Raw genomic sequence first — 14419 nt, 5'->3', positions numbered from 1 at the left:
GGGCAGCTCCGGGTGGTGGGGGTCACTGCACGATCGATCGAAGAGCTGCTGTTCCCAGGTGTGGGCGGTGTAGTGGTGGAGGACTTCACCGCGGACGACCGCTTGGTCGTAGTGCGAGCTTTCAGTCGAACACTTCAGCGCTCATGCTTCGCCTGCGGGGTCCGGGCGAGCCGTGTGCATAGCCGTTACGAACGGAGGATTTCCGATCGGCCTGTTGCTGGCCGGTCGACGGTCATTCTGCTGACGGTTCGCCGGTTCTTCTGTGACAACGCCGAGTGCGAGCGCCGGACGTTCGTTGAGCAGATCGCTGGTATCAGTGAGCGTTACCGCCAGGCCAGCACGGGACTGCGTGAGTTGTTGCATGCCATCGCGTTGGCCCGCTCGTCAGACAAGACAGTGACCGAGGTCGCCCGCGACCTCGGGGTCAGTCCCGAAGGCCTGCGAGGTTGGGTGAAGCAGGACGCCATCGACCGAGGTCAGGGCAGTTCCGGGGCGCTGACCAGCGCCGAGCGGGAAGAACTGGGTCGGCTCCGTCGGCGCAACCGCGAGCTGGAGCAGACGGTGATCATTCGCATCAGGCACTCAATCAGCGTGGATAGTGCTCACCGTTGGAGGGCGTTCATCCACTCCTGGACCGCCGTGAGGTTCGGGCGATGCCGACTACCTGGTACGCGAAGTCGTCCTGATCCTCAAGGACTTGGCTCGTCGGCTGGAGGCCTTCGGCCTGCCGTGTGCTGGCTGGTGCTTGATCGCCCAGCCTCTGACTGCCAGTCGGTCCGTCGGCAGTTGGGAGGGCCTCATACAGAGCCCGTAGCTGTCTCCGGCCTCGATTCCGGCTGTGGATGGGAGTACGCGAGGGCGTCAGGCAACGGGACCCGTTGACGCCAGTGTGTGCACAGGGTGTCGTTGAGGGCCCGTTCTTCGTGCGGGGTCTTCGGGCGAGGCAGGCAGAGCTTGTCGTACAGGGCGAAGCGGTAGGTGTCGATAGCCGCGTCGATGGAGGCCCCGTAAGCCATGGCCGCTTGGACGGCGCCACGGTATGAGAGCCGGGACAGAGCTGCCGGGATCAAGGGCAGCAGGAGCCACCATCCTGATTGCCACAGCAGGCCGACGGCTGTCATGGCGGTGACAGCGGCCGTGACCGAGAAGCGGCACGCAGCGTCCAAGGCGTCGCGGTGCGTGTCCACGGCCTCCTTGGAAGCCCCCTCGATCAGTGGGTAGAGCCGCGGCCAGGTGACCACCACATCCAGCCCGTGGCTGAACCCGGCGTAGTACTCCATGGCGGCGAGGGAGTTGCCGAGGGCGGTGGGGGAAGCCGTGAGCTCTGCCGGCGGGTAAAGAGTGCTCCACCGGGCGTATGCGGCTCCCACGCGGTTCACCTCGGCTGGCGACGGCGGATCACCGATCGCGACCATGCGGTCCCCAAGCCTCCGACGCAGGGATTCCTGGTGGTGGACCGCGAGTCTGCGCAGCGGACTGAGTAGTGTTGGCCATTCGCCTTCCAGGAGGCGGACCAAGCGCAGTTGCAGCGGGTGGGTGACGACAGCGACCAAAGTGACCACCAGCCAGAGCCCCAGGATCTCGCCAACGCCGAGGGTCGCGGCCGTCTGCCAGGTCCGGTCGAAGTCCAGTGCTGCTCCAGGCACGCCGGCCCATAGGAGTACCAGGAGGAACAGGGCGCATCCCATCGTCGGCAGGTACGAAACGAGCAGGAATCGTTTGCCAAGTACACCGCCAGCGGCGCCCACCAGGGCCGAGAGCTTCATGAGTCCTCGCTCGTGGGGTTGCCGCAGCTCGGGCAGGCGGGCGGGGCGGGAGCTGGACTGTAGACCGTGCGGGGGCAGTGAGCACAGGAGTAGCGGAAAGCCCTGTAGTGACGTGAGGCTCCCGGCAAGATCGACCGGTCGCCGTCGCTGCGGGACCAAGAACCGTCATGTTCCTGGCCGACGTCCTGGGAGTCCTCCGGCGGATAGTCACCGCGGGTGGCTACGCCGATGCGGGAGTCCTGGACATACACAGTGAGCGAGGTGAGCGCGGGAAATGCGTCAAAGATGGCCTGAAGTTGCCCTGCGGCATGCTGGGCGCGCTCAGTTGCCGTACGCAAGCTGGGATCCTCGCTGAGGGCCGCTACGGGAGCACCGACAGGTTGAGAATCCATGGTGTCGACGAGATGGCGGTAAGTCTGCTGAGGCCTGCTCACGTCTGGCACGCTTGCTCCATCCAAGGGAGGAATGGATCGATGTCGGATGTGATGGTAGCCGCGCTTTCGGACCGGTTAGAGGTGTACGGGCAGAGCCAGGACCGTACGCTGATCGACACCCCCGAAGCGCTCGTTGAGTCTTTGGGCGTGATGCGCACGGTGGCCGCCTGCCTCAGGCAAGGATCGTTCGACGCCAGGGCGCTGCTGAACGTCTGCTGGCTCTACTACCACCGGGGCACGACGGGCCTGATCAACCTCTCAAGCAGTGACCTGCCCGTCGCAGGCCTTCTGTCCATCCTCCTGGAGGATCACCGGCCAGACCAAGCCGCAGAGCTTCCCCCAATGGGCAAGAACACGTTGTCCTTTACGGCGGAAAATTGGTGCGCACTTCTCTTGATCAACGCGCACCATTTGGCCCAGGACCCCATCTTTTCAGCAGTCGTCCACGAAGTACTGACGTTGATCAGCCGGACAACTGGCGATCATTCCCTACGGCGTCGCGTGCATGCGACGGCTGGACAGCTGCTCTTTGACCGGTACAAGTTCAGTGATGACATCAGCTATCTGATGGACGCCGTCGAGTGCCTTCGGGAAGCGGCCGATCCCGTTGTTGCGGACGATTCGGATCCTGGCCCAGATCCGACAAACGTTGACGGGCTTGGCACCACGACCTACTTCCTGTACGAGGCCACGCACGACGTGAACCTGCTGGTGGAGTCGGTGAACAACCATGCACGCGCCCTTGCTGCGGGGCCCGAGAGTGGATCTCGGCGCCTGACGTTCCTGGACAATCTGGGCGCCTCCCTGCATGACCTGGCGCTAGTTCGCCGCGACCCGGCGCTGCTCTGGCGTGCCGTGGACTGCTTCATGGAGGCAGCTGAGCTGCGCAGCACGGATGCCGCCCGGTGGCAAGCCACCGAGAAAGTATGGCGCACGCTGGCTATCACATGCCTCGTCTGCCGCACCGCTGCTGACCTCGACGTGGCAATCGCCAAGGGGTACGCCCTGCTCGAACGGCACGGCGACGACCCTGAATACGGGTACTACCTGGGGACTCAGGCTTTCCTGTTGTATGACCGCCTCGTGATCGAAGCGGTCCCTGAATTACTTGACCAGTATGTGGATATTTCCCGCCGTGCAAGGGAGGCGTTCCCGGAGGGGCACCCGGACCGGGCGCGCGCGAACGCCGGTTTAGGCGTCGCACTTGCCACACGGTTCGAGCACTGTGGAGATCCGTCAGACCGAGTTGAAGGACTCGAACTGCTGCGCGCCGCCGCAACAGATTTGCCCGATGACCTAGGCATCCAGGACAACCTTCAGAAACTCGAAGCAGCCGTCATCCGCCGGGCTAAGTTCCACGCCAAAGTCGGGTCCCAAGACCAGTTCAGGACGGCTGCAACGGATGCTGCCCATCTCGGAGACGCGTACGTCAGTTCCGGAAACCCAATGTTCTTAGCCGAGGGCATCCGCCTGGCAGAGGATGCGGTGAAGGAAATCACGCCGAAACATGACCTGTACTGCGAAATGAACGCGGTACTGGCTTACCTGTGGGAGCACGAAGCTCAGCGAACGGATGAGGCCGCGCTTTTGGATCGTGCCACAGCGTACGCCCGAGCCGGTGCCGCGGCGGCCCAAGCCGGCACGCCCGAACGTGTACACATTGATTCAAGGCTCTCGCAACTGCTGCGGTTGCGTTTCGAGCAGCGTGGTGTCTTGGCTGACATCCAGGAAGCTGTCCGACGTGGTGCCGCCGCCGCACGGGACGCACGGGAACGTCACGACCGAGCCATTGCACTTAATAGGCTCGGGCTGTCGCTCGGGCGTCGGTACGAGCACAACCGGGATCTAACGGATATACGGGCATCCTTGGACGCACATACCGAAGCGGCAGAACTGTCGACAAATTACCGCCAGCTACACGCGGCAGTGCTCAACAATCTGGGCGGCACCTACTGGAAGCTGTTCAGTCGCCACCGTGAGAGCGCCGATCTGGAACGGGCAGTCGAATGCCTGCGTGAGTGTGTCCGGTTGACCATTCCTGATGAGGTGGGTGCGGCAACGCGTTGGGACAACCTGGCGAGTTATCTGCATGACCTGTACGAACTGAGTGGTGAGCTGGCCCATTTGACGGAAGCGCTGACGCACACAGATAGGGCTGTCAAGGCGACTCCCTTCCGGCATGTCGAGCGGGCCCGCCGACTGGGCACCCTCAGCTCGTTGCTAATTGAGCGCCACCGTATTGCTGGCGATCCCGCGGATCTCACCCGCGCTGTCGCACAGGCCAGGGCGGCTGTCCGCACTTGCTCAGCGGATCAGCCTTATCGGGCCCAGTACCTCAACAGCCTGGGCAATGTACTGCTGGCCGCGCACGCGAAACGGCCGAGCGAGTACACCCTCGACGAGGTGCTTTCCGCGTTCGATGAGGCGCGACGTCACCAACCCTCCCTTGTCCACACACGCGGCCTAGCGGCCCAAAACTGGGCGACGGTCCATGCGGCGGCGGGCGATACACACAGTGCGATCGCCGGCGCCGAGTTCGCCTTCGATTTGCTGCAGCAGATCGACTGGCACGGCATGACTCTGGCCGACCGAGTGGACGTGGCACGCGACTGGGACGGATTCTCCTGCAGAGCTGCAGAGTGGACTCTCCGGCTGGACGACCCCGCTCGCGGAGTGGAGCTGTTGGAACGGGGGCGCGGACTTCTATGGGGACAGCTCACAAGCCACGTTAGTGATCTCGAACGACTGAAAGCTGTCGATCCCGGGCTTGCCGAAGAACTACTTACCGTTCGGAATAAGGCACATGAACTGATCGGTGCCATTCTTCCCGGCACGGCACGGGGCGAGCAACTCGCTCGCGTCAACGCGGAACACCGGCAGCTCATCTCGCGAATCCGCGCCCTGGACGGCTTCGACGCCTTCCTGGGCCCGCCGTCTCCTGACCGGCTCGCTGCAGTCATCGGAGAGGGCGCTGTCGTCGTGCTCAACGTGACCAGTGAAAAATGCCATGCCATCGTTCTCCGCGGATCCGCAATACAGGCTGTGCCCCTCGCCGTCCGAGGAGACGAAGTGACTGAGCAGGTTCGACGCTGGACCACGGTCGTAAGGGCTGCCCAGGCGGCCCGCAGCGAGCTGATCCGGACAGCCCGCTGCGGCCAGCAGGCACCCAGGAGGGTAGTCGTTGCGTTTCGCACGGCCATCGATGAGATGGGCGAGCTCCTCGCATGGGGCTGGGACGCCCTGACAGGACCAGTGCTCGATGTCGTGGGCCATGAGTGGCGGCGCGTGTGGTGGTACCCCACAGGCCCGCTCACCGCATTCCCGCTCGCGGCTACTGGGCATCACGACGGTTCAGGCCGGGCTGTCATCGATAGGGTCGCCTCCTCGGAGGCCCCGACCCTTCGCAGTCTTGCCGAGGCCCACGAGCGGGGAACAGCCCGTAGCGGACATCGGCTCCTAGCCGTTGCCGTGCCGACCCCGTACAACCGCAGCGACACTCTGCACGGTGTGCAGGGGGAGCATGCGGCTGTACTGGGGTCCACCCCCATCGAGGTCACCGACCTGTACGGTCCCTCTGCAACACGAGAGACGCTGCTGCAAGAACTCCCCACCCACTCCCGCTTCCACTTCGCAGGACATGGCGTCAACGGCGTCACGGACCCGACGGACGCGGCACTGAGCGCCTTCGACGCACCCTTGCACATGGCCGACCTAGTGGGGCTGCCGCTAGACGGAGCCGAACTGGCCTACCTCTCAACCTGCCACGGAGTCACGGGCAGTGCCACCCATCCAGATGAAAGCCTGCATCTCGCAGCAGCAATTCACGTGGTTGGGTTCCGGCATGTGATCGCAGCCCGACAGGAGATCGACGACCGCATTGCAGCAGACGCGGCAGCCGCCTTCTACCGACACCTGGCTAACACCCCCGATCCGGGCATCGCGCTGCACGAAACGCTACGGGAAATGCGGGAACGACTGGCGGCCAGGACAGACACGGACTGCGGCGACCCGGTCAACCCATGGGCTTGGGCAGGCTTCGTCCACCTTGGGCCGGCAGGTGCAGGCATCGTAGGAGATGGAGCTGGGGCAGACGGCCGCTAAGAAGCCGTTGTCGTACCGATCATGGAACGTGCAGGTCGAACAAGGTTCCTGGTCGGGTGATCGTGTGGTGGTGCGGGCATGAAGGCGGGGCCTCTTGGTAGCTCGGGGGTGCGAACCTAACCGAGCGGCCCAAGGAGGCCCCGTTGTCACATGTGTACGCGCCTGCGCCCGTGGACTTCAACTCGCCCGGCGTGTCGTGCGATTGCCTCGCGCACGTGTACGGCAATGCGGCCGATCACCCGGACCGGGTGCGCCGGTATCCCTCGGACATGAGCGACGAGGAATGGACGGCGGTACGGCCGTTGTTGCCCACCCCTGCCTGGCTGGAGGGCCGCGGCGGGCAGCCCGAAGGGTACTGCCACCGTCAGATGCTGGATGCGATCCGCTACCTGGTCGCGGGCGGGATCTCCTGGCGGTCGATGCCCGCGGACTTCCCCGACTGGGACCGCGTCTACGCCTTCTTCCGCCGCTGGCGGCAGCACGGACTGATCACCGAGTTCCACGACCGGCTACGCGGGCGGATTCGCGAGCGCGAGGGCCGCGCGGTGGAACCGACGGCCGGGATCATCGACGCGCAGTCGGTGAAGGCCGCCGCGACGGTGCCCGCCGACTCACGCGGCTACGACGGCGGCAAGCAGATCAACGGCCGCAAGCGGCACATCATCACAGACTGCCTCGGCCTGCTCCTGGTCGTCGCGGTCACCGCCGCGAACGTGGGCGACCGCGAAGCGGCCGTGCCCCTGCTGCAGCGGCTACGCCGGCTGCACCGGGACATGTGCCTGGTCTGGGCCGATGGCGGCTACACCGGCGGTCTCGTCGACTGGTGCCGGCAGAAACTCGCCTTCGCCCTTGAAGTCGTCAAGCGCACCGACGACATGGAGGGGTTCGTGGTACTGCCGAGACGGTGGGTGGTGGAGCGCACTCTGAGCTGGCTGATGCAGTCGCGGCGTCTGTGCCGGGACTACGAGACACTGACCGCGACCAGCGAGGCGATGATCCTGTTCTCGATGATCACGCGGATGAGCCGCCGACTGGCCCGGCCACGAGCCGACGGCCGGCACTGAACGCCCCCGACGCCTCCTGGAGCAACCACCCGCGCTCGGCCAGGCGCTTGGCCTTCGACCGCACCCCTTCGACCTTCGCCGCGACCGTGTTGTCGATACCCAGTGCCGCCGCGATGTCCTTGGCCCGCACCGGCTCGTGACCCGGCCGGTCCTGAAGCACGTTCAGGATCCGCTGGTTGTCCAGCGAAAGCACCGACACCGACAACCCCTCCCGCCAGGGCGGCACGACCGCTCTCGGCACTGACGCGGACCCCGGCACAGGAGCGGACACTTCCTCGCCCTCGACCTCCGTCACGACGGTGGCCTCTTCGGCAGATGCGGCCAGAGCGTCGACGAGCTCCTCGCGCGCGATCACCCGCCGGTCCAACTCGATCTCGGCGGCCTCCAGCGCCGCGGCCGCACGGGCCGCCTCCTCCCGCAGGTCCTCCACCCGCTCGCGGGCAGCCGTTTCCCGCGCCTCCAACAACCCCAGCATCGACGCCACTGCGCACCCCTCGACGATCAAGCGGAAACAGAACGTCGAGACCATCCCTCACCCCGACCAAAACCATGCCTGCCCAGCAGGAACTCAACGCTCACATCCGGTTCAACAACGGCTTCTAACGGTGGGGTTGGGGCCAGCCGATGACTGTCATGGTTGCGCGGGCGGCTTCGACCCGGTGGCACACGGCTACGTTCTCACCCTCAGGGACGGGGCTCAAGTCCTAACTGATCAGCTGAACGCGCGCTGTTCTATGCAGGGGGCGAGAGCCTGCTGGCACTGCGTCTGCCTCGCGGGCTCAAGGCAACTCGCGGCGTCAGGGTACCGGCTGGTGACCCGGCACCGACGTCCACACTCCCCTGCGCCGTTATTCGCCCGATCCAGCGATAGCACCACACGTGTTGCACGCGATATCCTCCTCTGCACGGCCGCTGAGCTGCACCGTTCCTCCGCGGACCGCGTCGCACCACAGTCTTCCCCCAGAGAAGGCTGATAGCTGGCATTGTGGGGCATGAGCCAGACCCGGCCATTCTCACGCCGCAGGCGCTTTACGGTGGCCTCCCTGTCCAGGAGTGCGGCCACGATGTCGCCGTGGTCGGCGGAGTCTTGGCGGCGCACGGTGACGACGTCGCCTTAGCAGATGGCCGCCTCGATCATGCTGTCACCCACCACCTGAAACCGACAGGTCCCCACAATCCTGGCGCACTGCAGCGACAAACCCGAGGGGCTTTGTGCCGATTCGCGGTGAGGATACAGCGGGTTCACTCATACGTCTAAGGGTTCTGGCCCCGGCTGGTGAGGCCGCATGCCATCCCGCCAGGGAGGTCGTGGAGCACTACGTCGCGTAGGTAGACGTGCTGCCACACCAGCGCGGTGCTCCACATGCGGACAGGAGACCTGCGCGCCGCCCGCAGGGACCGCCCTTGTACAGCACTGCGCCGTCGCCAACGCCGATTGCCCATGGGGCGACCGTACCGGGACCGCCAGCGGTAGTACGCCCCGCGGCGGCGTCACAGGGCAGCGGCGAGCTTGTCGGCGGTGCGCAGCGTCAGGGCGGCCAGGGTGAGGGTCGGGTTGGCGGTACCGCTGGTGGGGAAGACGGGGAAGCCGACGACCCACACGCCTGGTTGCGCGTGCGCGGTGCAACATGGGCGCGACGCTCGCCGGGCGTGCTGGCCACCGGCAACACTGAGGCGGGGACCAGCACCGCAGGAGGAGACTGCCTCACGAGGTAGCGACCGAAGCCATAAAGAGCCGCCCCGTACCACCGGGGGTTTTGCCCATACGCATGAGCATCACACGGGTACCGCCTGCGGTGAGAAGACATACCTCGGACCCATCAGCAGCCTTCGCGGTGACCGCATAGTCACTGCGGCCCGTGGGACACCGCTTCGCGTCCAGATCCTCCGTCGCGTTAGGCAGCATGCGAAGGCCGGCGTAGTTGAGGGCTTTCAGCCCGTAGGAGAACGGAGCCTCTTTCGGGTTCGCGATCAGATCCACATCGTCCGCAGCACCGATACCCCATCGGTCGGCGTCGAAGGCGGCTGCCTGGTTCAGGCTAAACAAATGACATGATCCGTCACAGCCGACGCCGAACTCCTTCTTTGCCCACGCCAGCGCCTTCTTCTCTCCATCGCTGACAGGCATGTTGTCTGGCATGAAAGTGCTGGCATTCGGGTCGTTCGGTGTGCGTCCACCCGAGTAGTCCGGCGCGAGCAAGAAGGTCATCAAACCCAGCAACGACACCGCCAGGGCCACCCCTGAAGCGGTGAGGAGCACAGTCCTCTTCTTTCCGGCCTCCGCGGGCGTCGGTGAAGGTGCTGAGGCTGTCGTCGTTAGGGATTCCAGTGACGAGGGCTCGGGGAAGCGGACGCGTTCCGTCTCCGCGAGCTGGTGTAGTTCCAGAGCCCGGTCGAGTTCCGCGTCGTCGCTCGGTGGTGTTCCGGTCGCCTGCGTACGGATCCGCCAGAGCGCCTGGATCGTCTCGACGGCGGGGAGTATCGCCCCCGATTCCCATCGTGAGACCGTCGGTTGCCCGGCCCCCAGCTTCCTGGCGACGAAGGCCTGGCTCCCGTTGCTCTCCTCGCGCCAGCGTCTGAGCGTCTGCCGCAGCTCGATTCCTGCGGAAGTCGGCGGCTCCCGGGTTCCCCGTGAGAGGCGGGGCGCTGAGGACGTGGCCCCTGCACTGACCTGCGTTGCTGCTTCGGGAACGGACTGCTTACTGGAAGTGGCGCTCTCCTTCTGGAGTCGTCGTACCTGTCTGCGGAGAACGTCAACCTCGCGTTGCAGGTCCTTGGCCTTGGCCTCGCTACCGGCCAGCTCGCTGTCCGCCTGACGAATGTAGGCGCGTGCGTGGCCGAGCTGGCGTTTCTGTTCAATTACGCGTTCACTCAGCTCATCGCGCTGCCGCTCAGCAGCCTTGGCCTGGGTCAGAGCGCGGGAGAGTTCTTCGTCGAGTGTCTGCAACCGGGCCTCGAAGCCAGCCAGCCTAGCCTCCGTGGCTTGGTGCAGGCGGGAGCTTTCGGTGAGCTCGCTCTTGAGAAGGTGGACCTCCTCTTCCCACGCCCGCAGTCGAGTATCCGGCTTCGGGCTGTTCTTCTCCGCGTCTTGGCGCAGGGCGTTCAGCTCCGATACGTCCTGCGGGGAGAGGGCATGGCCCAGGGTGTTCAAGTGCTCAGCGAGGAACGCCAGAAAGCTGGCTGGCGCGACGTTCTCGCCCTGCAGGTAGCGGGTGATGGACGACTTGGAGAGGTGAGATGCCTGGGCAAGATCAGTCCGAGTGAGCCCCTTCTGGACGGCCGACTGCAGCACCTTCTCCATTTTCGCCGCGTAAGCCGCTGCCTGAGGCGTTTGAGCCCTCGGGAACGGCGTGTCGTCGTCCATCCTGCTCCTCTCGGACGGCTGCCACCGATGAGACCGAGCAGCACGGGAAGGGCATTTTCCCGCATGGAACGTCGGTGAAGTGCCCTGACTGGGCCACCTGTTCCCGATTCAACAGGAACCTTGTTCCCCATTCCGCAACCTCCGCCGCCCCATGACTCTCGGGTTCAGGACCGCATTGGGCGGCCGACTGACGAGAAGGAGGGGAGCGTACGTGGCGGTCACACAGAACGTGGTGCCGGCCGCAGTCTTCAGTGTGGGCGGTCTGGGCGCAGCCATGGCGGGAGCGCCGTGGTGGGCCGTGGCCGTCTGCCTTGGACTCATTCTGGCGGTCACGGCACTGCAACTGATCTTCCCCCAGGAGTCGGAGCACCGGCTCCTGTGGTGGAGAGACCGGAGGGCCTACCGGCACCGTCGGCGTCAACTGCAGCACACCCGCCGAGAGCGCGGTGTCCCAGAAGGCCGCAGTCCGGCTAGGCCCCCGAACGACCGTGAAGCCAGATGAGGGGCAGAGCCGATGTAAGGAGCGGAGAAGGAGGCCGCCCGTACGAACCTCCGACAACGCGCAGCCGCTCGCCGGTCGTGCGACACCAACCTCGCGTCGTACTGCTCTCCCCCGTCTGCCATCACACCCCCCCCCAAAGCCAGACCGGTCCCGCGATCATTCCAGGGGGCAGCGTGGGAACCGGAGTCCGACCGGGAGCCCTTCGCACGGTCGGCGACGCCGAAGGCGCTTCCACGCGGTCGAGCCCGAACCCCGACGGACGCCGGATCGCCTTCGCGTTCCTCCTTCGCCTGACCACCACCGGCCAGCGCATCGCCTGGTCATGACCCGTCACCCCAGCTTGGGAGCAACCCCGAGCCACCCCTCACCCACGAGGCCATCAAGACCGCCGAACCGCGCCCGGGTGAAGGTGGCCCGGTTGCGCGGCTACGGCGCCGAGGTCCGCCTGGCGGGCGAGGAGTACGCCGAGGCCTTGAGCGCCTGCGAGGAGTTCGCCACCCTCGTCGTTGACCACATGCCCGAAGGTTGACGACGGATCGGGGTCACCACTGGGTGGTGGCCGGCACCTACGTGGGTGCCGACCACCGTCACGTTAGGCGACGAAGGAAAGCCAGTTCGTCGCCGGGGGCCAGCGGCGCGGCTTCATGCTCTGCCGGATGCCGAGCAGGTCCGCGCACCGCCCCTCGATGGCATCCAGGGCCTCGGTGGGCGTCAGGTCGTCCAGGTGCAGGACTCGTACACAGGCGAAGACGGCCCTTTTGGCCGGATCGCGGTCGTGCCCGTCGAGGCGCCCGGTCAGACCGTCGAGGCGGCTTGCCTGACCGAGCCAGCGCAGCCGTCCGGCGATGTCGGTGACCAGGTAGATGCCGGTGAGGACACCCAGGTCGTTGAAGTGCCCGCGGCCCGCCCAAGGCAGCGGCCGCAGGTAGGTCGCGTGCAGGTAGCGGCCGCCGACGAGCGCCAGGCCGGCCAGGAGCGGTGCGGTCAGCACCGGCCCAGCCGGCAGCACGGAGCGGCTCACCGCTCGCCCTCGGCGTTGGCGAACTGCTCGGTGACCGAGTCGATGGTGACTTCAGTCTCGCCCTTCATGTCGGCCAAGCAGGCCTGCATCGAACCCAGGTCCCGCTTGAGCCGGGTCAGGGCCTGCTCCATCACCTCCACGCTGTAGGAGGGCGGATCGGCCAGCGCGGGCCTGTCGGCCGCCGCGCCGGCGGCGATAGCCTCGCGAGCCACGGCCAGCGCGGCAAGGAAGGCCTGCGGCAACTCATTGGACAGGCTCGTCACCAGGCGCAGCTGGGCATCGAGGAGGACCTGCTCCGGGCTCTTTTCCGGCTGCTGGGGCGGGGCGTTGTCCGACGCGCCGGGGCGGTCGTCCACCTTCTTCTTGGCACGCCCGGTCTTCGGGAAGGTCACGCTGAACCAGATTCGGTCGGCGACGGTGCCGTCAACCGGAGCGCCGGTCTCATCGATCTGCCGGGGCCGGGTGCCGGCGTCGTTGGCGCGGGCGATCTCGCGCATCAGGGCGATGGTCTGCACGGGCTTCAGCAGCATGGCGTTGCGGGCGCTGACGCCGCCGCGCCGGCCCGGTCCCCGCTGGCCGTCGGCCGATCCGCGGTCGGCCTCGACCATGCCGTGTTCGGCGAGCCAGTGCAGGCCCCGCGTCACGAGGAAGTCGGACAGCTGCATCTTGTCGGCCTCGGCTTGGTCCAGCGCGGTCCGCCAGTCCGGCCGGTCCGCGAGGGTGCCGCGCTTGGCGATGAAGCTGGAGTAGAGCGTGCCGTCCAGCAGGCGCGGGTTCCACCGGGTCCGGTAACCCTCGGCGATGGCGGCGGAGAGCATGCGCAGCCGGAGGGTGACGTTCTCCTCCCGGCTGTCGTAGTACCGCTCGGGCTCACCGAGGACCCGGGCCACCTCGCGGTCGTGCCCCGGCTCCTTGGGGAAGGCCATGCCGAGCAGCGCCCGGTCGCGGCGGTCGCGGGCGTCGGTGACCGAGCCGGGGAGGGCGTCCGGCTCGCTGTCCTCGCCGGCGAGCCAGGCCCGGACGGGCTCGGTGATGCGGCCCGAGGCCTTCGCCTCGCGCAGGACCGCGCGCATGTCGGAGGTCGATTTCTCCGCGAGCGGATAGTCGAGCTGCGGGCGGCGGTGGTCGGCACGGTTGGGGTCGAAGACCGTGTTGTGGAACTCGGCGGGGTTGTCCGTCCCGACGATGATCTGCATCTGGACGGTAGCGACCTCAGCGGCGGCCTGGGCGGTGTCGTGCAGGCGGTGCCTGGTGGAGGCGAACGCGTCGCGCAGCGTGTCCGCGAAGGCGGGGACCCAGATGACGGGGTCGGCGATGTACTCCGGCGGCGTGGGCTGACCGGGCTTTGGATCCGGCAGGTCGAGCATGCCGGTCGGGACGCCGAAGGCGATGTTGCGGGCGGTCAGACCGTGGAGCTTGAGCCGGGCCCGGGAACGGTTGCTGCCCTTGATCGCCACCAGGTCGACGACCCTGCGGATGACGGGGGCGCCCTGGTGGTTCTCGGTGATCGTCCGCACGAAGGGCACGTGCATGGTGCGGTTGGTCTGGCCGAAGACCGTCATGTCCTCGGCGAGGTCGTAGCCGCGCTTGCTGTCGGCATCGGTGAGGGCACCGTTCATGATGCCCAGCAGGTTGTTAAGGACGGTGGGCTCCACCGGCTCGGCGGTCGTCACGAACGGCAGCGTGGTGCCGTTCGGGCCGGACCCGGCGGTCAGCCTCGGGAGCACCCGGGCAGGGGCGGCGTCGAGCCAGGCCGGGCTGTGGAAGGCGCTGCGCACACGTTCGTTGTATTCGGTCGGGGTGCCGGCGAAGCCGTGCGTGGTCACCGACAGGACGTGCAGGCCCGTCCGCTCGTCCTTCACGATCACCCCGGGGCGAAGGCGGTGGATCGTCTCGGTCCGCGCCTTGGTGAGGTAGCGCTTCGGGCGGATCACGTAGGCCGCGATGACGTCGGTCACCAGCGGGGGCAGGCTAGTGGCGAGGGCCAGCGCCTCGGAGAAGGCCCGGGTCCAGCTGTACGTGTCGGCACCCGGGAACGGGTTGGTCCGGGTGGAAGGCTCCGCCTCGGAGACGGTCGCCAGGTTGATGGTCGTCATGATCAGACTTCCAGGAGTGGGCGAGTCGGCCCGGGCCGGTCGGTCCGGGCAGAGCAAGGGCCCGGACCCCG

General features: G+C 66.6%; 8 protein-coding genes and 1 pseudogene. 3 read left to right on the top strand and 6 right to left on the bottom strand.

All coding sequences use genetic code 11. The annotated features are described in order from the left end of the window. The first annotated feature begins 12 nt into the window (after positions 1-12). Complete coding sequence (locus tag OHA03_RS48215) at positions 13-882, top strand: transposase family protein (protein WP_354006178.1); 870 nt, start codon at positions 13-15, stop codon at positions 880-882. Here OHA03_RS48215 and OHA03_RS46600 read toward each other — a convergent pair. Continuing rightward, positions 798-1766: a hypothetical protein gene (locus OHA03_RS46600; RefSeq protein WP_267010010.1), complete on the bottom strand. Its 969-nt coding sequence runs from the start codon at positions 1764-1766 to the stop codon at positions 798-800. The two genes, OHA03_RS48215 and OHA03_RS46600, sit on opposite strands and share 85 nt — an antisense overlap. Positions 1767-2239: 473 nt before the next feature. Here OHA03_RS46600 and OHA03_RS46595 point away from each other — a divergent pair, with 473 nt between their 5' ends. Both OHA03_RS46595 and OHA03_RS46590 read left to right on the top strand, forming a co-directional pair. Continuing rightward, a complete protein-coding gene (locus OHA03_RS46595; RefSeq protein WP_267010009.1) occupies positions 2240-6301 on the top strand; it encodes a CHAT domain-containing protein in 4062 nt (1353 codons plus the stop codon). Positions 6302-6453: 152 nt separating this feature from the next. Continuing rightward, the gene (locus OHA03_RS46590; RefSeq protein ID WP_267010077.1) at positions 6454-7365 is read left to right on the top strand and encodes an IS5 family transposase; all 912 of its coding nucleotides are present in this window, start codon (positions 6454-6456) and stop codon (positions 7363-7365) included. Here the strand turns inward: OHA03_RS46590 and OHA03_RS46585 are convergent. From OHA03_RS46585 to OHA03_RS46565, 5 genes and pseudogenes are all read right to left on the bottom strand, one after another. Then, positions 7313-7840 carry a hypothetical protein gene (locus OHA03_RS46585; protein ID WP_267010076.1) on the bottom strand — a complete coding sequence of 176 codons (528 nt, stop codon included), beginning with the start codon at positions 7838-7840 and terminating at the stop codon, positions 7313-7315. The genes OHA03_RS46590 and OHA03_RS46585 overlap by 53 nt on opposite strands. A 477-nt stretch (positions 7841-8317) precedes the next feature. Then, positions 8318-8521: pseudogene (locus OHA03_RS46580) on the bottom strand (LexA family protein); the annotation flags it as partial. Positions 8522-9070: 549 nt separating this feature from the next. Beyond that, complete coding sequence (locus OHA03_RS46575; protein ID WP_267010008.1) at positions 9071-10729, bottom strand: helix-turn-helix transcriptional regulator; 1659 nt, start codon at positions 10727-10729, stop codon at positions 9071-9073. A gap of 1094 nt (positions 10730-11823) precedes the next feature. After that, complete coding sequence (locus OHA03_RS46570) at positions 11824-12252, bottom strand: hypothetical protein (protein ID WP_267010007.1); 429 nt, start codon at positions 12250-12252, stop codon at positions 11824-11826. Then, the gene (locus OHA03_RS46565) at positions 12249-14348 is read right to left on the bottom strand and encodes a hypothetical protein (RefSeq protein ID WP_267010006.1); all 2100 of its coding nucleotides are present in this window, start codon (positions 14346-14348) and stop codon (positions 12249-12251) included. Before OHA03_RS46565 ends, OHA03_RS46570 begins: the two co-directional genes overlap by 4 nt. Between the last annotated feature and the right edge of the window lie 71 nt (positions 14349-14419).

The sequence above is a fragment of the Streptomyces sp. NBC_00154 genome (assembly GCF_026342835.1).
In the GTDB taxonomy this organism is placed as follows: domain Bacteria; phylum Actinomycetota; class Actinomycetes; order Streptomycetales; family Streptomycetaceae; genus Streptomyces.
The sequence above is the reverse complement of the archived record's forward strand: the minus strand, read 5'-3'. Positions and strand labels throughout refer to the sequence as shown.

Coding starts and splice junctions, on each gene's coding strand:
- OHA03_RS46600 (WP_267010010.1), bottom strand. CDS start 1,766: ATGAAGCTCTCGGCCCTGGTGGGCGCCGCTGGCGGTGTACTTGGCAAA.
- OHA03_RS46595 (WP_267010009.1), top strand. CDS start 2,240: ATGTCGGATGTGATGGTAGCCGCGCTTTCGGACCGGTTAGAGGTGTAC.
- OHA03_RS46585 (WP_267010076.1), bottom strand. CDS start 7,840: ATGCTGGGGTTGTTGGAGGCGCGGGAAACGGCTGCCCGCGAGCGGGTG.
- OHA03_RS46575 (WP_267010008.1), bottom strand. CDS start 10,729: ATGGACGACGACACGCCGTTCCCGAGGGCTCAAACGCCTCAGGCAGCG.
- OHA03_RS46565 (WP_267010006.1), bottom strand. CDS start 14,348: ATGACGACCATCAACCTGGCGACCGTCTCCGAGGCGGAGCCTTCCACC.